The organism is Streptomyces sp. NPDC059247 (assembly GCF_042754005.1).
In the GTDB taxonomy this organism is placed as follows: Bacteria; Actinomycetota; Actinomycetes; order Streptomycetales; family Streptomycetaceae; genus Streptomyces.
Genome location: NZ_JBHYZW010000005.1, coordinates 59,852 through 81,739 on the forward strand (window position 1 = coordinate 59,852; position 21,888 = coordinate 81,739).

Here is a 21,888-nt window from a genome sequence, read left to right on the forward strand (position 1 = left end):
AGGAACGACCGCACCCGGCGGCCCGTACCGCGCGGGCCCTGTCCCGAACCATCCGGCACCCGCCCGCGCCCCGGCCCGGACCCCGGGCCTGCGGCAGGGCGGGGTCCGGACCTCCCGGCCCTATCGGACGCGTCCGCGCTTCAGTTCCATCGCCTGGCGGCCCTCCACACCCTTGCGCTTCCAGTCCTTGAGCATCTCGGTGCGCAGGCGGGCGTCGGTCTTGGCGACGATCCGCTGGTTCTCCCGGAGGAGCTTGCGGTAGCTGTCGAGCCGGCGCACGGGCAGCGAACCGTTCTCGACCGCCGCCGCGACGGCGCAGCCCGGCTCGGACTCGTGGGCGCAGTCGTGGAAACGGCACTCACGGCCCAGCTCCTCGATCTCCGAGAAGACCTGGCCGACACCGGTCTCGGCGTCCCAGAGCCCGACGCCGCGCAGTCCGGGGGTGTCGATGAGGACTCCCCCGCCGGGCAGCACGAAGAGGTTCCGGGTGGTGGTGGTGTGACGGCCCTTGCCGTCGATGTCCCGGGCCGCCTGGACGGCCATGACGTCCTGGCCGACGAGGGCGTTGGCCAGGGTGGACTTCCCGGCGCCGGAGACGCCGAGGAGCACGGTCGTCCCGCCCGCGACGGCGGCGGACAGCACGTCGACCCCTTCGCCGGTGGTGGAGCTGAGGGGCAGCACCTGGACGCCGGGGGCGACCGTCTCGACGTCGTCGACGAGGTAGGAGAGCCCGGTGGGGTCGGGGACGAGGTCCGCCTTGCTGAGGACCACGATCGGCTGGGCGCCGGACTCCCAGGCCAGGGCGAGGAAGCGCTCGATGCGGCCGAGGTCGAGTTCGACGGCGAGGGAGACGGCGATGACGGCGTGGTCGACGTTGGCCGCGAGGATCTGTCCCTCGGACCGCTTGGAGGACGTGGACCGCGCGAAGGCCGTACGGCGCGGCAGGCACGCCCGTACGTACCGGGGGTCGCGGCCCTCGGGATCGACGGCGGCCCAGTCACCGGTGCAGACCACCCGGAGCGGGTCGTGCGGGGTCACGAACGCGGTGTCGGCGCGGACGGTCCCGTCGGCGGTGGCGACATCGCACTGCCCCCGGTCGACGCGCACGACCCGCCCGGGGACGAGCCCCTGAGCGGCGTACGGGGCGAAGGACTCGGCCCAGCCGGAGTCCCAGCCGTGGTCGTCGAGCACGGTGGAGCGGGAGGGAGAGAAGGAAGAGGAGGAGCGGTGGGAAAGCGGGAAAGACAAGGGGGACCCTTCACAGGGGCGGCCCCGGCGCTGCGTTTCTGAACGGTGAGGTCAGCCGGTGGCCACGGAGGTGGAGTGGACGAGCTTCTGCGTGAGGGCGAGGCCCTTCATGGCGACGACAGTCATCTGTCACACCTCCTGTGTCTCTGTGTTCCGCGCGCGGTCCGTCCGCGCTTCCGTACGGCACTGCCGCACGGAATCCCGTACGGCGGTGCCGTACGGGAAACACGGTAGCCGGACCGTCCCGTCGTACGCCACGGGTTTTCTCAGGTCACCGCGAGCACGGTCAGCAGCGCCGCCGCGAGGAGGGCGGCGACCAGGACGGCCGGGGTGCCGGGGGCCGGGACGCGGAGCCTCGGGGCGGGCGGGGCCCCACCCGCGTCGCGGGCGGCGGCGCGGGCGCGGGCCAGGGTGTCGGCCGGGGGGCGCAACGGCAGTTCGACCCGCCAGGGACGGCGCGGTTCGTGGCGGACGACGGCCGCGCGGGGGGTGCGGGCGTCCTGGAGGTCCAGCGGGTGCTCGACCTCGATCCGGTACGGGGGTCCGGCGTCCGGCAGCACCGTCAGATCGAAGACGAACGTGGCGCCACGGGCACGGACCGAGTGGAGCCACGCGGGCGCGTGCGCGGCCCGCCCCGGGTCCACGGGGCCGCGGGCCACGCCCGGCCGGTGCCGCAGGCGCAGCCGGGCGAGCATGACGAGGAGGGTGAGGGTCGCGTTCAGACCCAGCATCATCAGCCAGCGCGGGCCCTCGAACGCCCCGTACACGAGGGCGGCGACGGCGGCGGCACCGAGGACGGCCGCGCCCAGGGTGCCGGGGGCGACGGCGAGGCGCAGCAGCGCCCGGAGGGGGAGGCGACTCGCCCCGGGCTCCGCCACCGGCCCCGTGGCCGCCCTCGCGGTCGCGCCCGTGGTCGCGGCCATGGCCGGGTCCTTATCCAGCTCCCGGGCCGGGTCCCTGCCCGTATCGGCCGCCCCGTCCGTATCCGGTTCGAGTTCCGGATACAGCTCCCGGTACCGGTCGGGGTTCGTGGGGCGCAGGGCCCGCGTGGTGCCCGCCAGGAGCAGGAGGGCGCCGAGGACCACGAGTCCGTGGGCGACGACCACGGCATGGTCGTCCTCACGGCCCACGAGGAGCCCGAGGCCGGCCAGGAGCACGGCCAGTCCGGCGGCCCCGGCGGCCCCGAGGAACGGGGCGGCGCGCAGGACGGCGCCCACCGCCGACAGCGCCGCGAAGAGCAACGCGCCACCCGCCAGGTCGTCGGTGCCGCAGCCGTCGGAGTCGCAGGTCCAGCGGACGGCCGAGCGTTCGGTGGCGTACACGTGGCAGAGGAACCAGGTCTGCCAGAACAGCAGAACGGCTGCCCCGGCCCAGGGCCAGGAAGTCCGTGCGTACACGCGCGTGTCCATGGGCCGACCGTAGTGGGTGGGCCGGACGACGGGGAGGGGCGGACCCCGTGGACGTACGGCACTCGACAGGCAGGGACCGGCTCCGTGGACGGCATACGGGCATACGGCGGACAGCGTCACGCGCGCGTGGCCCGGGACGGTGGCCCCGACGCCCGGTCCCGCTCCGGCCGTCCGTCCGCCCCCGCGCCCGTCCGACGCCTCCGTGAAGGGCTTCCCCTCGTCCGCCCGTCCCGTCCGCGTCCGATTCGTTCAAGACCCGTTCCGGTCCGGACGCATACGTTTCCCTCATGAACACAGCACCCCGTATCACCCCTCAGCTGGACCTCGTCGGCATCGTCGTCTCGGACATGGGCGCCTCCCTCGGCTTCTACCGGCGGCTCGGGATCGAACTGCCCGAAGGGAGCGAGGGGGCGCCGCACGTCGAGGCCGTACTGCCCGGAGGGCTGCGGATCGCCTGGGACACCGAGGAGACCGTGCGGTCCTTCGACCCGGGCTGGACGCGGCCCGTCGGCGGGAACCGCGTCGAACTGGCCTTCCGGTGCGCCGCGCCCGAGGACGTGGACGCGGTCTACGCGGAGCTGACCGCCGCCGGGTACCGGGGCCATCTGGAGCCCTGGGACGCCGTCTGGGGCCAGCGTTACGCCGTGGTCCTCGACCCGGACGGATCCGGTGTGTCGCTCTTCGCGGACTCCGGGAACGAGGCCGCGTAGGCGCCCAGGGTGGTCCCCGCGAGAGCCCGGGTCTCGCGGGCCAGATGGGCCTGGTCGGCGCAGCCCGCGCGGACCGCCGCCTCGGCGTACGGCACTCCGGCCCGGACCAGGGCCAGCGCCCGCTGGAGGCGGAGGACCCGGGCGAGCGTCTTGGGACCGTAGCCGAAGGCGTCCAGGGAGCGCCGGTGGAGCTGCCGTGCGCCGAGCCCGACCTCGTCGGCCGTCTCTGCGACGGCCCGCCCCGCGCCGAGCCGTGCGACGACGGTGCGCAGCAGCGGGTCGGGGGCGGGGGCGTCGGCGGCCCGGACCCGTACCAGCGCGTCGAGGGCGGTCGCCGGGTCGGGGGCGGCGGTGATCCGTTCGCCGAGCCGCCGGGCCTCGGCCCCGCCCCACAGCGCGCCGAGGTCGGTCCTGCGGTCGCGCAGTTCGTGTGCGGGGACGCCGAGGAAGCGGGGCGCGTCACCGGGCGCGAAGCGGATTCCGGCGTACCGGGCGGCGGTCTCGCCGGGCACGTGCGCGCGCGTGTCGGGTCCGGCGACCATGAGGTGCCCGTCGGCCCAGATCAGGTCCATGCACCCGTCGGGCAGCACGGCCCGGACCGGCCCCTCGTCGGGGACGGCGGTACGGCTCCACAGGACGGCGCCGTCGAGCAGGGCGGGACGTTCCTCGTACACCCTTCCAGCCTAGGTCCTGTCGTCACGTTCCCGTCGTCGCCCGAAGGCAGGCGGGAGTTTGACGACAGATGCCAGGCCGTCGCCGCCGGGAACTCCCCCGGTCCGGCGGCCGTTGGAACGTCCGGACCCGGGGGGCGAGCGGATCTGGACCGTGGAGGTCGGTATGGCTCGGCAAGGGGCGCTTCGGCGTGGGTTCGGTGTGATGGCGGTGGTCGTCGCGGTGACGGCGGGCACGGTGACGGCGGCTTCGGCGGCCGGTGGGGACGGGAGACACGGCGCGACCAGGGCCGCGATGGCGGAGCTCGTACGGGACGAGGGGCTGCCCGGGACGATAGCCGGGGTCCGGGAGGGCGACGGCGGCTGGTCGGCGGCCGTCGGGGTGGCGGACACCTCGACGGGGCGGGCGCGGTCGGCCCGGGAGCGGTTCCGGATCGGGAGCGTGACGAAGACCTTCACCGCGACGGTGGTGCTCCAGCTCCAGGCCGAGGGGCGGCTCGATCTGGACGACACCGTGGAGGAGTGGCTGCCCGGCGTGGTGCCGCCCGACGGGACGCACAGCCCGGTGATCACGGTCCGGCAGATCCTCGGGCACCGCAGCGGGCTGTTCTCGTACGACGAGGACCCGCTGATGATCGAGCGGCTGGCCTCGCCCGCCTTCCTGGCGCACCGCTACGACACCTACCGGCCCGAGGACCTGGTGCGGATCGCGGTCTCCCACCCCCGGCTCTTCGAGCCGGGCGAGAGGCTCTCGTACTCCAACACCAACTACATCCTGGCCGGGATGATCATCGAGAAGGTCACCGGCCGCCCGTACGCGCGGGAGATCGAGCGGCGGATCGTCCGGCCCCTCGGTCTCTCCGGGACGAGCCTGCCCGGCACCTCGGCCGCCATGCCCCGGCCGCACGCGCTCGGCTACTCCACGCTGTTCGGCGGCACCACGACCCCGCTGGAGACCACCGAGCTGAACCCCTCCTGGGGCGGTGCGGCCGGGGAGATGATCTCCACGACCGCCGACCTGACCCGCTTCTACTCGGCCCTGATGCGCGGGAGGCTGCTGCCCCGGGCGGAGATGGCCGAGATGGTCCCCGCCACCGGCGGCCCGGGGCTCGGCATCGGCACCGCGAAGCTGAGCTGCGGGGTCACGCTCTGGGGACACGACGGCGGCATCCACGGTTCGTCGACGGTGGCGCTGACCACCCGCGACGGACGGCACGTGGCGGCCTTCCACACCAACGCCGACTGGGTCGTGGGCGAGCGGCGGCTCCTGGAGGCCGAGTTCTGCCGCTGAGCGGCGTCTCGGGGGCACTCCGTCAGGTCCGGGAGCGGAGCGGGTCGCAGTGCCCCCCGCCGGTCTCCCTCCCGCCCGGCCTCCGGGGCGGGCGAGGGGGATACTGGGCGGGAGAATCGCCCCAGCGCCGAAACCGCTCCGGAGGGGTGGCGCCGGCGGGGGTGGCGTCGTCGGAGCCTTCTGAGGGGAGCCGTTCCATGACCACGGCGAAAGACCTGTTCCTCATCGCCATGGAGCCGGGGCCGGGGCGTTCCGTGGGGCAGGGCGATCTGTCGCTCGCGCTCGCGGGAGCCGAGCTGATCGACCTCGTCGGGGCGGGGGCGGTGACCGTGGACGGCGACCGCGTCGTGCCGGGCGGGACCTGGACGCCGGACGATCCGCTCCTTCGGCAGGCCGTGGCGGAGGTCGGCCGGCAGGCGTCCCCCGAGCTGATCGAGGACTGGCTGTGGCGCCGGGGCCGGAACCTCTCGGCCACGTACCAGGAGGCGCTGGAGGCGGACGGTGAGCTGATCCGGAAGCGCGACCGCCGGTCGCCCTTCGGCGCGGGACACGTCGAACCGGCCGACACGCCCGCGCGTCTGCGGGCCGCCGACCGCAGGCGGGAGGGGGAACCCGTACTGGCCGCCCTCGCCTCGGCGGTGGGCATCGGCGAGGGTGCGGGGCTCTCCGGGGGACCCGACGACGGTACGGACGTGAGCACCGGCGGCGCGGACGGCACCGACGTCGATGACAGCGGGCCCGTCGACGGTGGGCCCGACCTTGGGGACGACGCGGTCACCGCCGTGGTGGCCCGCGTCCACGACGCGGTGATGGAGCTGGAGGCGGTACGCCAGCGGCGGGCCATCGAGGGCTCCGCCTTCGCCAATCTGTGGCGCGGGGTCTGAGCCCCGGTCCGGGGCACGGGGTCTGAACCCCCGTCCGCGGTGTGGCGGCTGAGCTCCAGTCCGTGGCGCGGCGACTGGACCCCGGCCCGTGGCGCGGAGTCTGGGCCCCGGCCCGTGGGCCCGTCAGTCCTTCTCCCGGCCGGAGTGCAGCCGGGACTTCACGTCGTCCGGGGGGAGGAACCGGGACCAGCGCTCCGGGAACTCGGACGGCATGTCCGGGTCGTCCTCGTCCACGTCCTCCGCCTCCGCCCGCACCCGGGCGACGAGTTCCGCCGCCTGGACGGCGCGGGCCCGTTCGTTCGCCTCGCGGGCGGCGGCGGTGGCGACGGACGGCCAGACACGGTCGATGGCCGCGTTCACGGCGGCGCCGACGAGGACGGCGAAGGCCGAGATCCCGATCCAGAGGAGGACCGCGATGGGGGCGGCGAGCGAGCCGTAGATCGTGGGGCCCTCGACCTGGCTGGTCAGGTAGATCCGCAGCACGAAGCTCCCCAGCACCCACATCCCGAGCGCGACGAGCGAGCCGGGGATGTCCTCGATCCACGGCGACCGCACCGGCACGGACACGTGGTAGAGCGTGGTGAGGAAGGCGATGGAGAGCAGGATGACGGCCGGCCAGTAGAGGACGGAGACGACCTCCGTGCCCCAGGGGAACAGCGCCACGACCCGGTCGGGGCCGACGACCGCGAGGGGCAGGACGACGGCTCCGATGAGCAGCGCCACGATGTACAGGAGCAGGGCGAGAAGCCGGGTCTTGACGATGCCCCGGTGCCCGTCGAGGCCGTACATGACGGTGATGGTGTCGATGAAGACGTTCACCGCGCGGGAGCCCGACCAGAGGGCGATGGCGAAGCCCAGGGAGATCAGGTCGGGCCGTTTGCCCTGGGTGACGTCGTCGAGGAGGGGTTCGGCGATGTCGCGCACGCCCCGGTCGGAGAGGACCGTCCCGGCCGCGTGGAGGATGTTCTCCCGGATGCTGGCCACGGTGTCCGTGTTGGTCCAGCCGTCGACGTAGCCGAGGACGGCGATCAGACCGAGCAGCAGCGGTGGCAGGGACAGCAGCGTGAAGAACGCGGCCTCGGCGGCGAGCCCGAGGATGCGGTACTCGATGCACGAGTTCACGGTGTCCTTGAGGAGCAGCCAGGCCATCTTCCGCTTCGAGACGTTGCGGTAGAGGACGCGCGCGCGGTGGAGCCTGCTCCAGGGCCGCCGCTCGGGCCGTTCGGGTGTTTCGCTTGCTGCCTGCACCTGCTTACCGTATCGGCATGGCACCGAGCACCCACACCGTGACCAACCAGCCCCCTCGCCTCGTGGGACACGACGTCTTCACGAGCGACCGGGCGCTGGCGGAGGCGGTCGAACGGCACCTCGCCCCCGAACTCCTCCCGGAGGCCCGCGAGGAGCTCGCCGCGCTGGGCGTGGCGACCGGATCGGAGCAGGTACGGGAGTGGGGCGAGCGGGCGAACGCGAACCCGCCCCGGCTGCGGACCCACGACCGGTACGGGCACCGCATCGACGAGGTCGAGTTCGATCCGGCCTGGCACCGGCTCCTGGGCCGTTCGGTGGGGGCGGGCCTGACGAACGCGTGGGGCCGTCCGGGTGGTCATGTCCGGCGGGCCGCCGGGTTCCTGGTGGTGTCCCAGGCGGAGGCGGGGCACGGCTGTCCGCTATCGATGACGCACGCCGCCGTGCCCGCGCTGCGCGCCGAACCGGAACTCGCCGAGGTGTGGGAGCCCGCGGCGCTCTCCTCCGTCTACGAGCGGGAGCTGCGGCCGGTCGCGGAGAAGCCCGGGGTCCTGCTCGGGATGGCCGTGACGGAGAAGCAGGGCGGCAGCGACGTCCGGACGAACACGACGGAGGCGCGCCCGCTGGCGGCCGACGGGGAGTACGTCCTGACGGGGCACAAGTGGTTCTGTTCGGCGCCGATGTCGGACGGGTTCCTGGTGCTGGCCCAGGCACCGGAGGGGCTGACCTGTTTCCTGGTGCCCCGGGTGCTCGCGGACGGTTCGCGGAACGCCTTCGCGCTCCAGCGGCTGAAGGACAAGCTGGGGAACCGTTCGAACGCCTCCGCCGAGGTGGAGTTCGACGGCACGACGTGGGCGCGGCGGGTCGGTGAGGAGGGGCGCGGACTGCGCACCCTCATGGGCGCGGTGGCGGCGACCCGGCTCGACTGCGTCCTCGGTTCGGCGGCGCTGATGCGGCAGGCGGTGACGCAGGCCGTCCACCACTGCGCGCACCGCCGCGCGTTCGGCGGGCCGCTCGTCGACAAGCCGCTGATGCGGAACGTACTGGCCGATCTGGCGCTGGAGTCGGAGGCGGCGACCGTCCTCGGGATGCGGCTCGCGGGCGCGTACGACGCCGGTACGGAGCGGGAGCGGGCGCTGCTGCGGATCGCGGTGCCCGCGGCGAAGTACTGGGTGACGAAGCGGTGTACGCCGTTGGTGGCGGAGGCCCTGGAGTGCCTGGGCGGCAACGGTTACGTGGAGGAGTCGGGGATGCCCCGGCTGCTGCGGGAGTCGCCGGTGAACTCGGTGTGGGAGGGCTCGGGGAACGTGCAGGCCCTCGACGTGGTCCGGGCGCTGCGGACCGAGCCCGCCGCCCTGGACGCGCTGCTGCGGGAGGTCGGGGCGGCGCGCGGCGCGGACCACCGCCTCGACCGGGCGATCCGGGAACTCCTCGGGGAGCTGGCGGACCTGGACGGGGTCGAGGCGCGGGCCCGGCGGCTCGCGGAGCGGCTGGCCCTGGTCCTCCAGGGGGCGCTGCTGGTGCGCTGGGCCCCGCCGGAGGTCGCGGACGCGTTCTGCGCGGCGCGGCTGGGCGGGGACGGCGGCGCGGCCTTCGGCACCCTGCCGCACACCCTGGACCTGCGGAGCCTGGTGGAACGGGCCCGGGTGGAGATCTGAGGGGGCTGGGCCCGTAGGGGGTCGGGGGCGCGGGGCCTGGGACCCGTAGGGGAGCCAGGGGCGCGGACCTCGGGACCGTACGGGAGTCGGGGCGCGGGCTCTGCGACCCGTAGGGGTCCCGGGGGCACGGGCCCTGGGACCCGTACGGGAGTCAGGGGCACAGACCCCCGGGACCCGTAAGGGAGTCAGGGGCGCGGCCCTGCGGCTCGTACGCGAGTGGGCGTTGTGGAGCCCGGAGCCGTACGGGTGCCGGGGGCGCGGTCCCGGGGCCGTACGGGTGTGGGCGGCGTGGGTCCCGGAGACGTACGGGAGTGGCGCCGTCCAGGGGCGGGCCGTTCGCCCGGCGCGGGGGCGGGAAGCTCACCGCGCGCACCAGGGGTGGACCGCAGGGGGTCGGCACGCGCGGAAAAGCGGGGGTGGTGCTGCGCCGACACGGCACCACCCGCCGCTCCGAGCACTGTCACCCACGAGGGGGGTGGACGGCCAGAGTTGCAAAGGGTTGCAGGATTACCCGAACCGGGCCGCGCCGGGTGGTCCCGAACGGCACGATGGGCACCGGCACTCCGGGCAGCCGCCCTGTGCAGAACCGATACAGCGCCCCGGGTGGCTGGGAGAGACCGATGAACAACACGCAGCTCGACATGAAGCGCCTCGCCGCCATGGACGCCGCCCGTGCCACCCGGCTGCTGCACCGGGTGCGGGAGGAGACGCTGGCCGGGCGCCGGCCGCCGATCGCGCCCCGCCCCGTCATCGACGCCTCCTGGCAGCGGATGGCCCGGCTCGGTCTCGACCCCGACCGGGGCACGAGCAGTGTGCTGCTCCGCCGCGACGAGCTGGAGCAGCGGCGCAGGACCACGCTGCTCGCCGAGGTCCTGCAGACGCTCACCGGCGGCCTCGCCGGGATCGCCGACGCCTCGCTCCAGATCATGGTGGTCACCGACGAGCACGGCCGGGTGCTGTGGCGGCAGGGGAACTCGTCCGTGCTGCGGCGGGCGAACGGCATCTGTCTGGAGGAGGGCGCGGCCTGGACGGAGCACACCACCGGCACCAACGCGGTCGGCACCGCGCTCGCCCTGGGCCGCGCGGTACAGGTGCACTCCGCCGAGCACTACGTGCAGGCCCTCCACGACTGGACCTGCGCCGCCGCCCCCGTGTACGACCCGCGCGACCGGCGGCTGCTCGGCATCCTGGACGTGAGCGGTCCCGCCTCCACGTTCCATCCGGCGATGCTGCCGCTGGTCGGTTCGGTGGCCCGGCTCGCGGAGGCCGAGATGCGGGAGCGGCACCGCGGCTCGGTGGACCGGCTCCGGGCGGTGGCCGCGCCGATCCTGTGCCGGGTGGGCGGCCGGGCGGTCGCGGTGGACGAGCACGGCTGGACGGCGGCGGTCACGGGCCTCGCGCCGACGGACCGCGTCCCGCTGCCGAAGTCCTTCGGCGCGGGCCGGATGTGGCTGCCCTCGCTCGGGACGTGCGCGGTGGAGCCGCTGCCCGGCGGCTGGCTGCTGCGGGTCGAGGAGGAGACCCCTCCGGCGGACCCGGGCGCGGGGGCCACGGGCCGGGTGGTGCTCGACCTGAGCAGGCCGCGCCGCTGGACGGTGGCCGTCACGGGGGAGGCGGGCAGCTGGCAGCAGGAGCTGAGCCCCCGGCACGCGGAACTCCTCTACGTCCTGGCGCTGCACCGGGACGGCCGGACGGCGGCGGAGCTGGCGGACGACGTGTTCGGGGACCGCACGAGGACGGTGACCGTACGGGCGGAGATGTCCCGGGTGCGGCGGAACCTGGCCGGGGTCCTGGCCCACCGCCCGTACCGCTTCCGCGAGGAGGTGGTGGTGGAGGTCCTGCGGCCGGAGCACCCCGAGGACCTGCTCCCCCACTCGCTGGCCCCCGCGGTCCGCGCGGCCACGCCCTGACCCCACCACGGACCACCGCCCACCGGGCCACGGGGCCCGGGACCACGGGGGCCTGCCGCCAGCCGGGCCGCGTGTGCCGTGTGTGTCGCCTGTGCTGTGTGTGTCGCCTGCGCCACCTGCGCCGCGTGTCCAGAATCCGGACACTCCGGCCCGCCCACCGGTCTCCAGGCCGAACACCTTGCGGGACCCGTAGGGAAGAACCCGTACGGAAGGTCCCGTACGGAAGGCCCCGTACGGAAGGTCCCCTAACTTCAGGAACCCCCACTCAAGGCCCCGCACGACAGCCCCCTCGCGGGAGGCGCCGCGCCCCGCCCTCACCGACCCCCCTCGCCCCCTCCTTCCGGGCCGTGATGCGATGGCTTCATGCGCATCTCTCTCACCACCTGGTCCCTCGAACAGACGGCACCGTCCGACCTCCGGCCCTCCCGCGTCCCGGAGGGGGACGACATCACGGTCGTCCGGGCCTCGGTCCCCTCCCCCGAGTACAGCCGTTACCTCTACACCGCGGTCGGCGGCGACGTCCGCTGGTCCGACCGGCTGCCGCTGTCGTACAAGCAGTGGCAGGAGATCGTGGAGAAGCCCGGCACCGAGACCTGGGTGGCGTACGACAAGGGCACGCCGGCCGGTTACGTGGAGCTGGAGGCCCAGGACGACGGCGTGGTGGAGATCGTCTACTTCGGTCTGATCCCCGCCTTCCGGGGCCGGGGTATCGGCGGCCACCTCCTCTCCCAGGGAGTGGCGCGCGCCTGGGACCTGGCCGGGCGCTGGCCGGGACGCGAGGAGACCGCGCGGGTCTGGGTGCACACCTGCTCCCTCGACGGCCCGCACGCGATGGCCAACTACGAGCGGCGCGGCTTCCGGCTCTTCGACACCAAGGTCGAGGAGACCGAGGAGTCGGAGACCCCCGGCCCGTGGCCCGGCGCCCACGCCTGAGCCAGGAGGGACCCGTACGGGCCGGACGCGCCATCCCGGACGCTCCCGGAACGCGCCCCCGGGGGCGCCCCTGGGCGCTCCCCCGGGCCGTACCGGCATCCGAGACCGTTCGGTACAGATCTCCACGGCATCCCGGAGGGGCCCCGACCAGGGCCCCTCTTCTGTGACCCGGCACACACCATCTCAACCAGCGAGACCACATCGTCCGCATCCTGGACGATGCTGGACTGGGTCCAAAGTCCCGTGACACGCTTCCGCCATGCCTGGAACTGGAATCGCCTTGGTGAGTCGACGACACGTCGATCTCGGCCGCATGTCCAGCGCCATCTGTCCGGCGCGCTGAGAGAACCAGCACCGCCGCGATCTCCTCTCCACCCGACTCTGCCCCACCCTGCTGCGCACTGCCGCGCCATTCTCTGACCTGAGCGTGAGTGTGCAGGTCAGAGCCGCCCTCTCGCAGTCCCGAAGGACAAGACGCCATGGCCGCCACCCCGGAAAACCCCACTCCCGCCACTGCCCGCCGCAAGGCCGGACGCCACCGTGGCGAGGGTCAGTGGGCCGTGGGGCACTTCACCCCGCTGAACGGCAATGAGCAGTTCAAGAAGGACGACGACGGTCTCAATGTGCGGACACGTATTGAGACGGTCTACTCGAAGCGCGGTTTCGACTCCATCGACCCCAACGACCTGCGCGGACGTATGCGCTGGTGGGGCCTCTACACCCAGCGCAAGCAGGGTCTGGACGGCACCAAGACGGGCGTCCTGGAGCCGGAGGAGCTGGACGACGAGTACTTCATGCTCCGCGTCCGCATCGACGGCGGCCGTCTGACCACCGAGCAGTTGCGCGTCATCGGCGAGATCTCCGAGGAGTTCGCCCGGGGCACCGCCGACATCACCGACCGGCAGAACGTCCAGTACCACTGGATCCGCATCGAGGACGTCCCCGAGATCTGGAACCGCCTGGAGGCGGTCGGTCTGTCCACCACCGAGGCCTGCGGCGACACCCCGCGCGTCATCCTCGGCTCCCCCGTCGCGGGCATCGCCGCGAACGAGATCATCGACGGCACCCCCGCCATCGACGAGATCTACCGCCGGATCGTCGGCAACAAGGACTTCTCCAACCTGCCCCGCAAGTTCAAGTCCGCGATCTCCGGCTCGCCGCTGCTGGACGTGGCGCACGAGATCAACGACATCGCCTTCGTCGGCGTGCACCACCCCGAGCACGGCCCCGGCTTCGACGTCTGGGTCGGCGGCGGTCTCTCCACCAACCCCAAGCTCGGCGTCCGCCTCGGCACCTGGGTCTCCCTCGACGAGGTCCCGGACATCTACGAGGGCGTCATCTCCATCTTCCGCGACTACGGCTACCGCAGGCTCCGCAACCGCGCCCGCCTGAAGTTCCTCGTCGCCGACTGGGGCCCGGAGAAGTTCCGCCGGGTCCTGGAGGACGAGTACCTGAAGCGGAAGCTGACCGACGGCCCCGCGCCCGAGCAGCCCGCGGGCCGCTGGCGCGACCACGTCGGCGTCCACCGCCAGTTGGACGGCAGGTTCTACGTCGGGTTCGCGCCGCGCGTCGGCCGGGTCGACGGCCCCACCCTGACGAAGATCGCCGCCGTCGCCGAGCAGCACGGCTCGGGCCGGGTCCGCACCACCGCCGAGCAGAAGATGCTCGTCCTCGACATCGAGGAGGAGCAGGTCGACTCGCTCGTCGCCGCCCTGGAGGCGCTGGACCTGCGGGTCACCCCCTCGCCGTTCCGGCGCGGCACGATGGCCTGCACCGGCATCGAGTTCTGCAAGCTCGCGATCGTCGAGACCAAGGCCCGGGGCGCCTCGCTCATCGACGAACTGGAGCGCCGGGTACCGGACTTCGACGAGCCGCTGACCATCAACATCAACGGCTGCCCCAACGCCTGCGCCCGCATCCAGGTCGCCGACATCGGCCTCAAGGGCCAGCTCGTCCTGGACGACGAGGGCAACCGCGTCGAGGGCTACCAGGTGCACCTGGGCGGCGCCCTCGGCCTGGAGGCCGGGTTCGGCCGCAAGGTCCGCGGCCTCAAGGTCACCGCCACCGAACTGCCCGACTACGTCGAGCGGGTCCTCAAGCGCTTCCAGGCGGAGCGCGAGACCGGCGAGCGCTTCGCCACCTGGGCCACCCGCGCCTCGGAGGAGTCCCTCTCATGAGCGAGCGAGCCGCCCCCTTCCACTGCCCCTACTGCGGGGACGAGGACCTGCGTCCCAACGAGCAGGGGCACGGCGCCTGGGAATGCGCCGCGTGCAGCCGGGCCTTCCAGCTGAAGTTCCTGGGGCTCCTCGCCCCCGGAACTTCGGGCAACACCCCTGGAAGGGAAGAGATATGACGACCATTCAGGATGTCACCGCAGCCGACCTCAAGGCACTCGCCGAGCAGGCGGGCCGCGACCTGGAGGACGCCTCCCCGCTGGAGATCCTCCGCTGGGCCTCGGACACCTTCGGCGCGGACTTCTGCGTCACCTCCTCCATGGAGGACGCCGTCGTCGCCCACCTCGCCTCCCGCGTCCGGCCCGGCGTGGACGTCGTCTTCCTCGACACCGGCTACCACTTCGAGGAGACCATCGGCACCCGCGACGCCGTGGACGCCGTGATGGACGTCCGCGTCATCACCCTGACCCCGCGCAGGACCGTGGCCGAGCAGGACGCCGAGCACGGCCCCCGGCTGCACGACCGCGACCCCGACCTGTGCTGCGCCCTGCGCAAGGTCAAGCCCCTCGAAGAGGGCCTGACCCGCTACCGCGCCTGGGCCACCGGACTGCGCCGCGACGAGTCCCCCACCCGGGCGAACACCCCGGTCGTCGGCTGGGACGAGAAGCGGCGGAAGGTCAAGGTCTCCCCCATCGCCCGCTGGACGCAGGACGACGTCGACGCGTACGTCGCCGAGCACGGTGTCCTCACCAATCCGCTCCTCATGGACGGATACGCCTCCGTCGGCTGCGCTCCCTGCACCCGCCGCGTCGCGGAGGGCGAGAACGCCCGCGCCGGACGCTGGGCGGGACGGGCCAAGACCGAGTGCGGACTGCACGGATGACGGACACTCAGGAAGTTCAGGAGAAGCACGTGACGGGTGCCACCATCTGGCTCACCGGCCTGCCCAGCGCCGGGAAGACCACCATCGCGTACGAGCTGGCCGGACGGCTCCGCGTGGAGGGCCACCGCGTGGAGGTCCTCGACGGCGACGAGATCCGCGAGTTCCTCTCGGCGGGCCTCGGCTTCAGCCGCGAGGACCGTCACACCAATGTGCAGCGCATCGGCTTCGTCGCCGAACTGCTCGCCTCCCACGGCGTGAAGGTACTGGTCCCGGTCATCGCCCCGTACGCCGACAGCCGCGAGGCGGTCCGCGAGCGCCACCGGGCCGAGGGCACCCCCTACGTCGAGGTGCACATCGCCACCCCGGTGGACGTCTGCTCCGTACGCGATGTGAAGGGGCTGTACGCGAAGCAGGCCGCGGGCGAGATCAGCGGCCTGACCGGGGTCGACGACCCGTACGACGAGCCGGCCGACCCGGACCTGCGGATCGAGTCACAGAACCAGACCGTGCGGGAGTCCGCGGCGCGGCTCCACGCGCTGCTCACCGAGAGGGGCCTGGCATGACGACCACCGTTGCCCATGTTCACGGCGAGACCGACAGTCCGTTCGCACTGTCCCACCTCGACTCCCTGGAGTCGGAGGCCGTCCACATCTTCCGCGAGGTGGCGGGCGAGTTCGAGCGGCCGGTGATCCTCTTCTCCGGCGGCAAGGACTCCATCGTCATGCTGCACCTGGCTCTGAAGGCCTTCGCCCCGGCGGCGGTCCCCTTCTCGCTGCTGCACGTCGACACCGGACACAACTTCCCCGAGGTCCTGGCGTACCGCGACCGGGTCGTCGCCGAGCACGGACTGCGCCTCCACGTGGCCTCCGTACAGGACTACATCGACGCCGGGAAGCTCCGCGAGCGCCCCGACGGCACCCGCAACCCGCTCCAGACCGTCCCGCTGACCGAGGCCATCCAGGAACACCGCTTCGACGCCGTCTTCGGCGGCGGGCGGCGCGACGAGGAGAAGGCCCGCGCCAAGGAGCGGGTGTTCTCGCTGCGCGACGAGTTCTCGCAGTGGGACCCGCGCCGTCAGCGCCCCGAACTGTGGCAGCTGTACAACGGCCGCCACGCCCCCGGCGAACACGTCCGGGTCTTCCCGCTCTCCAACTGGACCGAGCTGGACGTCTGGCAGTACATCCAGCGCGAGGCGATCGACCTCCCGGAGATCTACTTCGCCCACGAGCGCGAGGTGTTCTCCCGCAACGGCATGTGGCTGACGGCCGGTGACTGGGGCGGCCCGAAGGAGTCCGAGACGGTCGAGAAGCGGCAGGTCCGCTACCGCACGGTCGGCGACATGTCCTGCACCGGGGCCGTCGAGTCCGACGCCACCACGCTGGACGCCGTCATCGCCGAGATCGCCGCCTCCCGGCTCACCGAGCGGGGCGCGACCCGTGCCGACGACAAGATGTCCGAGGCAGCGATGGAAGACCGCAAGCGCGAAGGGTACTTCTAATGAGCACGTCCACCGAGCTGTTGTCCGACCAGCTTGCGGCCACCACCCTGCTGCGCTTCGCCACCGCCGGTTCCGTCGACGACGGCAAGTCCACGCTGGTCGGCCGTCTCCTCCACGACTCCAAGTCGGTCCTCGTCGACCAGTTGGAGGCCGTCGAGCACGCCTCGCGCTCCCGGGGTCAGGAGGCGCCCGACCTGGCGCTCCTCACCGACGGTCTGCGGGCCGAGCGCGAGCAGGGCATCACCATCGACGTCGCCTACCGCTACTTCGCGACGTCCCGCCGCCGCTTCATCCTCGCCGACACCCCCGGCCATGTGCAGTACACCCGGAACATGGTGACCGGCGCCTCCACCGCCGAGCTGGCCGTGGTCCTGGTCGACGCCCGCAACGGCGTGGTCGAGCAGACCCGCAGGCACGCCGCCGTCGCCGCCCTGCTGCGCGTCCCGCACGTGGTCCTGGCCGTGAACAAGATGGACCTGGTCGACTACCGGGAGTCCGTCTTCGCCACGATCGCCGAGGAGTTCACGACGTACGCCTCCGAGCTCGGCGTCCCGGAGATCACCGCGATCCCGATCTCGGCGCTCGCCGGGGACAACGTGGTGGAGCCGTCCGCGCACATGGACTGGTACGGCGGCCCCACGGTCCTGGAGCACCTGGAGACCGTCCCCGTCAGCCACGACCTGACGGCCTGTCACGCCCGGTTCCCCGTGCAGTACGTGATCCGTCCGCAGACCGCCGACCACCCCGACTACCGGGGCTACGCCGGGCAGATCGCGGCCGGAGCGTTCCGGGTCGGCGAGCAGATCACCGTACTGCCCTCGGGGCGGACCTCCACGATCACCGGGATCGACGCGCTGGGCGAGTCCGTGGACATCGCCTGGGCGCCGCAGTCGGTGACGATCCGGCTCGCCGACGACATCGACATCTCCCGCGGCGACCTGCTCGCCCCGAGCGGTGACGCCCCGGCGGTCACCCAGGACATCGAGGCGACCGTCTGCCACGTGGCGGACCGGACGCTCACCGTCGGCCAGCGGGTGCTGCTCAAGCACACCACCCGCACGGTCAAGGCGATCGTCAAGGAGATCCCCTCGCGGCTGACCCTGGACGACCTCTCCCAGCACCCGGACCCGGGTCAGCTGGTCACCAACGACATCGGCCGGGTCGTGGTCCGCACGGCCGAGCCGCTCGCGCTGGACGCCTACGCGGACTCGCGCCGCACCGGCTCGTTCCTGCTGATCGACCCGGCGGACGGAACGACGCTCGCGGCGGGCATGGCGGGCGAGTCCTTCGCCACCGCCAAGGCCGTCGTGGACGTCGCGGACGAAGAAGGGTGGGACTTCTAGACCATGCTCTCCGACATCTACTCGACCTTCGCGAAGGAGGGGGGCCGCGTCGGCAGCGGCACCCTCGGCAGCGGCCAGGGAGGTGTGGCGCGATGTGCGTGATGACGTACGCGCACCGCCTGCGCGCCCACACCCCCCACGAGCCGTACCCGATCCCGCTCCATCGCCGAAGACGTGGCCATGTGACCACGTGTCGAGAGGAAAGCTTCCCGTGTCTGCCAACGGAAACGCCCGCACCACCCGTAAGACCCTGCGCCGGAGCGTCGTCGCCGCCGCCGCGCTGCCCCTCCTGATCGGCGCCCTCGCCTCCTGCGGCTACGGCTCCGACGCCAAGAAGGACGAGAACTCGGAGAAGAAGGCCCCGGTCGCGGCCGACGCCAAGAAGCTCTCCGCCTCCGAAGTACGGCTCGGCTACTTCCCGAACCTGACGCACGCCACCGCGCTGATCGGCGTCCAGGACGGCCTGATCCAGAAGGAACTGGGCGGCACCGCCCTCAAGCCGCAGACCTTCAACGCGGGCCCGTCCGAGATCGAGGCGCTCAACGGCGGCTCCCTGGACATCGGCTTCATCGGCCCCTCGCCCTCCATCAACGCGTACGTCAAGTCCAAGGGCCAGAACCTGCGGATCATCTCCGGCTCCGCCTCCGGCGGCGTGAAGCTGGTCGTGAACCCCAAGAAGATCAAGACCCTGGACGACCTCAAGGGCAAGCGGATCGCCACCCCCCAGAAGGGCAACACGCAGGACGTCGCGCTGCTCAACTGGATAGCCGAGAAGGGCTGGAAGGTCGACCCGGAGTCCGGCAAGGGTGACGTCTCCGTCGTCCGCACGGACAACAAGGTCACCCCGGACGCCTTCAAGTCCGGCTCCATCGACGGTGCTTGGGTCCCCGAGCCGACCGCGTCGAAGCTGGTCTCCGAGGGCGGTTCGGTCCTCCTCGACGAGACCAGCCTGTGGCCCGAGAAGAAGTTCGTGATCACGAACATCATCGTGTCGCAGAAGTTCCTCACGGAGCACCCGGACGTGGTCGAGGCGGTGCTGAAGGGCACGGTGAAGACCAACGAGTGGATCAACGCCAACCCCGACAAGGCGAAGGCCTCGGCCAACGCGGCGCTGAAGGCCCTCGGCGGCAAGCCCCTGGCCGACAAGGTCATCGACCCGGCGTGGCCGAGCATCGCCATCACCAACGACCCGCTGGCCGCGACGCTGAAGACCCAGTCCGAGTGGGCCGTCAAGGCCGAACTGATCAAGCAGCCCGACCTGGCAGGCATCTACGACCTGAAGCTCCTGAACAAGGTGCTGAAGGCCGCGGGCGAGCCCGAGGTCTCCGACGCCGGTCTCGGCGTCAAGTAACCGCGACGAGTCCCAGATCCCGTAACCCCAGGAGGTGACGACCATGGCCACGACACTCGCCAAGGCTGCCGAGAGCACCGTGAGGGAGCAGACGCACGCCGCCCGGATCGAGCACGTCTCGAAGTCCTTCGCCGGCCCGGCCGGGGGCCAACTCGTCCTGGACGACGTCAGTCTCGACGTCGCGCCCGGCGAGTTCGTCACCATCCTGGGGGCATCGGGGTGTGGCAAGTCCACCCTGCTGAACCTGGTCGCGGGCCTCGACCGGCCGACCCAGGGGTCCATCGAGACCCCGGGCGGCCGACCGGCGCTGATGTTCCAGGAACACGCCCTCTTCCCGTGGCTGACCGCGGGCAAGAACATCGAACTCGCCCTGCGGATGCGCGGGGTGCCCCGGGCCGACCGGCGGCCCGAGGCCGAGCGGCTGCTCGACCTCGTCCGGCTCGGCGGCGCGTACGGCAAGCGGGTGCACGAGCTGTCCGGCGGGATGCGGCAGCGCGTGGCGCTGGCCCGCGCGCTGGCCCAGGACAGCCGACTCCTGCTGATGGACGAGCCGTTCGCGGCGCTCGACGCCATCACCCGGGACGTGCTGCACGGCGAGCTCACCCGGGTCTGGGAGACCTCCAACACCAGTGGCTCCGCCACGGGGAACCTCTCCGTCCTCTTCGTCACACACAATGTGCGCGAGGCCGTCCGCCTCGCGCAGCGCGTGGTCCTGCTCTCCTCCCGGCCCGGCCGGGTGGCCAAGGAGTGGACCGTGGACATCCCGCAGCCCCGCCGCATCGAGGACGCGGACGTGGCCGAACTGTCCCTTGAGATCACTGAGCACCTGCGTGGGGAGATCCGCCGCCATGGCCAGCACTGACACCACCGCGAAGGCCAAGCGGGACGACCTCGCGGGTCTGGAGGCCGGACTCGACGCCCTGGACGCGGTCGAGATCCGCCGCACCCCGGTCCGGGAGGTCCTCCTCAAGAAGGTCCTCCCGCCGACGCTGGCCGTCGGACTCGTCCTCGTCGTCTGGCAGATCCTCGTCTCGGCGAAGATCACCGAGGAGACCAAGCTGCCCGCACCGTCCGCGGTGTGGGACGGCCTGACCGACATGTGGCTCCAGGGGACCCTGCTCGAAGTCGTCTGGACCAGCGTCTCGCGCGGTCTGTCCGGCTTCCTGCTCGCCCTCGCCATCGGCACCCCGCTGGGTCTGCTGGTGGCACGGGTGAAGTTCGTGCGCGCCGCGATCGGACCGATCCTGTCCGGTCTCCAGTCGCTGCCCTCGGTGGCCTGGGTGCCGCCCGCCGTGCTCTGGTTCGGCCTGAACGACGCCATGATGTACACCGTGATCCTGCTGGGCGCCGTGCCCTCCATCGCCAACGGCCTGGTCTCCGGCGTCGACCAGATCCCGCCGCTCTTCCTGCGGGCGGGCCGCACCCTGGGCGCCACCGGCCTCAGGGGCACCTGGCACGTGGTGCTCCCGGCCGCGCTCCCCGGCTATCTGGCGGGGCTCAAGCAGGGCTGGGCGTTCTCCTGGCGCTCGCTGATGGCGGCCGAGATCATCGCCTCCTCCCCCGATCTGGGCCTCGGTCTGGGCCAGCTCCTGGAGAACGGCCGCAACAACATCGACCTGCCCGGTGTGTTCCTGGCGATCCTGCTCATCCTGGTCGTCGGCATCGCCATCGACCTGCTGATCTTCAGCCCGCTGGAGCGCTGGGTGCTCCGCAGCCGCGGCCTCCTGGTGAAGTGAGCTCTGAGCCGACCGTGAACCGTCCCGTCCTCCTCGTCGTCGCCCACGGCAGCCGTGACCCCCGGCACGCGGCGACCGTCCGGGCGCTGGTGCGCCGGGCCGGTGCGCTGCGGCCGGGGCTGCGGGTGGAGACGGCGTTCCTGGACTTCGACCTGCCGTCGGCGCCGGGGGTCCTCGACCGGCTCGCGGCGGACGGGGTGCGGGACGTGGTGGCGCTGCCGCTGCTGCTGACCCGGGCCTTCCACGCGAAGGCCGACGTCCCCGCCGTCCTGCGGCAGGCCCCGCCGTCGCTGCGGGTGCGCCGGGCGGAGGTCCTGGGACCCTCGCCGCTGCTGATCGCGGCGGTGGAACGGCGGCTGTACGAGGCCGGGCTCACGCCCGGCGACCGGAGCACGACCGGGGTCGTCCTGGCCTCGGCGGGCTCCTCGGACCCGGAGGCGATCGCGGTGATCGCAGAAACGGCGCGGGAGCTGCGGCGCACCGGTTGGTGCTCCGTGCGGCCCGCGTTCGCCTCCGCATCCCTTCCGCGTACGGAGGACGCCGTGGCGGCCCTGCGCGCGGAGCCGGGCGTCGGCCGGGTGGCCGTCGCCCCGTACGTGATCGCCCCCGGCCGTCTCCCGGACCGCATCGCGGCCGGGGCGGCGGGCGCCGACGTCCTCGCGGACGTCCTCGGCCCGGCCCCGGAACTGGCCCGGCTGCTCCTGGAGCGGTACGACGGGGCGCGGGCGGCCCGCCCGGTGGCCCGGACGGCCTGACAACGGCCCCGGTCCCGGGCCGTACGCCCCCTGAAGCGCCTCGCCCGGTCGTACGCCCTCCCGGGCGCGGCGGGCGGGACGCGCACGAGGTCCTCCGCGCCGACGGGCCGCCGCGCAGGCCGACGAGCCGCGGGCCCTTCCGGTGCGGGAGTCGCCCGTGGGGCGGGAGTGGTCCCGTGGGGCGGGAGT

Annotated in this window: 21 protein-coding genes; 17 read left to right on the forward strand and 4 right to left on the reverse strand. The window is 72.9% G+C overall.

Annotated features, from left to right (window positions below):
• Positions 1-120 precede the first annotated feature (120 nt).
• Positions 121-1,248, reverse strand: a complete 1,128-nt coding sequence (gene rsgA, locus ACFXGN_RS12235) for a ribosome small subunit-dependent GTPase A (RefSeq protein WP_384856997.1) — start codon at positions 1,246-1,248, stop codon at positions 121-123.
• A gap of 266 nt (positions 1,249-1,514) precedes the next feature.
• Positions 1,515-2,657, reverse strand: coding sequence for a hypothetical protein (locus tag ACFXGN_RS12240; RefSeq protein WP_384857000.1), 1,143 nt, complete (start codon positions 2,655-2,657; stop codon positions 1,515-1,517).
• Between the two features lie 287 nt (positions 2,658-2,944).
• Here ACFXGN_RS12240 and ACFXGN_RS12245 point away from each other — a divergent pair, with 287 nt between their 5' ends.
• Positions 2,945-3,367 (forward strand): VOC family protein, encoded by a 423-nt coding sequence (locus tag ACFXGN_RS12245; RefSeq protein WP_384857003.1) that lies wholly within the window; start codon positions 2,945-2,947, stop codon positions 3,365-3,367.
• Here the strand turns inward: ACFXGN_RS12245 and ACFXGN_RS12250 are convergent.
• Positions 3,295-4,041, reverse strand: coding sequence for a helix-turn-helix domain-containing protein (locus tag ACFXGN_RS12250; RefSeq protein WP_384857006.1), 747 nt, complete (start codon positions 4,039-4,041; stop codon positions 3,295-3,297). The genes ACFXGN_RS12245 and ACFXGN_RS12250 overlap by 73 nt on opposite strands.
• A gap of 202 nt (positions 4,042-4,243) precedes the next feature.
• Here ACFXGN_RS12250 and ACFXGN_RS12255 point away from each other — a divergent pair, with 202 nt between their 5' ends.
• Together ACFXGN_RS12255 and ACFXGN_RS12260 are read left to right on the forward strand one after the other, a co-directional pair.
• Positions 4,244-5,329: a serine hydrolase domain-containing protein gene (locus tag ACFXGN_RS12255; protein ID WP_384857008.1), complete on the forward strand. Its 1,086-nt coding sequence runs from the start codon at positions 4,244-4,246 to the stop codon at positions 5,327-5,329.
• 197 nt (positions 5,330-5,526) lie between these two features.
• Positions 5,527-6,213: a GPP34 family phosphoprotein gene (locus ACFXGN_RS12260; protein WP_384857011.1), complete on the forward strand. Its 687-nt coding sequence runs from the start codon at positions 5,527-5,529 to the stop codon at positions 6,211-6,213.
• Positions 6,214-6,336: 123 nt separating this feature from the next.
• Here ACFXGN_RS12260 and ACFXGN_RS12265 read toward each other — a convergent pair whose 3' ends face one another.
• Entirely contained in the window at positions 6,337-7,461 is a 1,125-nt protein-coding gene (locus ACFXGN_RS12265) for a YihY/virulence factor BrkB family protein (RefSeq protein ID WP_351790029.1), read from the reverse strand.
• Between the two features lie 17 nt (positions 7,462-7,478).
• Between ACFXGN_RS12265 and ACFXGN_RS12270 the strand changes: the two genes are divergently transcribed.
• From ACFXGN_RS12270 to ACFXGN_RS12335, 14 genes are all read left to right on the forward strand, one after another.
• Positions 7,479-9,116, forward strand: a complete 1,638-nt coding sequence (locus tag ACFXGN_RS12270; protein ID WP_384857014.1) for an acyl-CoA dehydrogenase family protein — start codon at positions 7,479-7,481, stop codon at positions 9,114-9,116.
• Between the two features lie 620 nt (positions 9,117-9,736).
• On the forward strand, positions 9,737-11,026 hold the full coding sequence (locus ACFXGN_RS12275; protein WP_384857017.1) for a GAF domain-containing protein: 1,290 nt from the start codon (positions 9,737-9,739) through the stop codon (positions 11,024-11,026).
• 363 nt (positions 11,027-11,389) lie between these two features.
• Positions 11,390-11,959 (forward strand): GNAT family N-acetyltransferase, encoded by a 570-nt coding sequence (locus ACFXGN_RS12280; RefSeq protein ID WP_384857020.1) that lies wholly within the window; start codon positions 11,390-11,392, stop codon positions 11,957-11,959.
• 259 nt (positions 11,960-12,218) lie between these two features.
• Positions 12,219-12,302 (forward strand): putative leader peptide, encoded by an 84-nt coding sequence (locus ACFXGN_RS12285; RefSeq protein ID WP_310887545.1) that lies wholly within the window; start codon positions 12,219-12,221, stop codon positions 12,300-12,302.
• Positions 12,303-12,438: 136 nt separating this feature from the next.
• Positions 12,439-14,136: a nitrite/sulfite reductase gene (locus ACFXGN_RS12290; protein WP_384857023.1), complete on the forward strand. Its 1,698-nt coding sequence runs from the start codon at positions 12,439-12,441 to the stop codon at positions 14,134-14,136.
• Positions 14,133-14,312 carry a hypothetical protein gene (locus tag ACFXGN_RS12295; RefSeq protein WP_384857026.1) on the forward strand — a complete coding sequence of 60 codons (180 nt, stop codon included), beginning with the start codon at positions 14,133-14,135 and terminating at the stop codon, positions 14,310-14,312. The genes ACFXGN_RS12290 and ACFXGN_RS12295 overlap by 4 nt, the downstream gene beginning before the upstream one ends.
• Complete coding sequence (locus ACFXGN_RS12300) at positions 14,309-15,016, forward strand: phosphoadenylyl-sulfate reductase (RefSeq protein ID WP_384857028.1); 708 nt, start codon at positions 14,309-14,311, stop codon at positions 15,014-15,016. Before ACFXGN_RS12295 ends, ACFXGN_RS12300 begins: the two co-directional genes overlap by 4 nt.
• Positions 15,013-15,579 carry an adenylyl-sulfate kinase gene (cysC, locus tag ACFXGN_RS12305; protein WP_384857030.1) on the forward strand — a complete coding sequence of 189 codons (567 nt, stop codon included), beginning with the start codon at positions 15,013-15,015 and terminating at the stop codon, positions 15,577-15,579. The genes ACFXGN_RS12300 and cysC overlap by 4 nt, the downstream gene beginning before the upstream one ends.
• Positions 15,576-16,514, forward strand: coding sequence for a sulfate adenylyltransferase subunit CysD (gene cysD / locus ACFXGN_RS12310; RefSeq protein WP_384857032.1), 939 nt, complete (start codon positions 15,576-15,578; stop codon positions 16,512-16,514). Before cysC ends, cysD begins: the two co-directional genes overlap by 4 nt.
• Positions 16,514-17,857 carry a sulfate adenylyltransferase subunit 1 gene (locus ACFXGN_RS12315; RefSeq protein ID WP_384857035.1) on the forward strand — a complete coding sequence of 448 codons (1,344 nt, stop codon included), beginning with the start codon at positions 16,514-16,516 and terminating at the stop codon, positions 17,855-17,857. Before cysD ends, ACFXGN_RS12315 begins: the two co-directional genes overlap by 1 nt.
• A gap of 211 nt (positions 17,858-18,068) precedes the next feature.
• Positions 18,069-19,208, forward strand: a complete 1,140-nt coding sequence (locus ACFXGN_RS12320; RefSeq protein ID WP_384857038.1) for an aliphatic sulfonate ABC transporter substrate-binding protein — start codon at positions 18,069-18,071, stop codon at positions 19,206-19,208.
• Between the two features lie 43 nt (positions 19,209-19,251).
• The gene (locus ACFXGN_RS12325) at positions 19,252-20,070 is read left to right on the forward strand and encodes an ABC transporter ATP-binding protein (protein ID WP_384857041.1); all 819 of its coding nucleotides are present in this window, start codon (positions 19,252-19,254) and stop codon (positions 20,068-20,070) included.
• Positions 20,057-20,944 carry an ABC transporter permease gene (locus ACFXGN_RS12330; protein ID WP_384857044.1) on the forward strand — a complete coding sequence of 296 codons (888 nt, stop codon included), beginning with the start codon at positions 20,057-20,059 and terminating at the stop codon, positions 20,942-20,944. The genes ACFXGN_RS12325 and ACFXGN_RS12330 overlap by 14 nt, the downstream gene beginning before the upstream one ends.
• A 14-nt stretch (positions 20,945-20,958) precedes the next feature.
• Complete coding sequence (locus tag ACFXGN_RS12335; protein WP_384857724.1) at positions 20,959-21,699, forward strand: sirohydrochlorin chelatase; 741 nt, start codon at positions 20,959-20,961, stop codon at positions 21,697-21,699.
• The last annotated feature ends 189 nt before the right edge of the window (positions 21,700-21,888 follow it).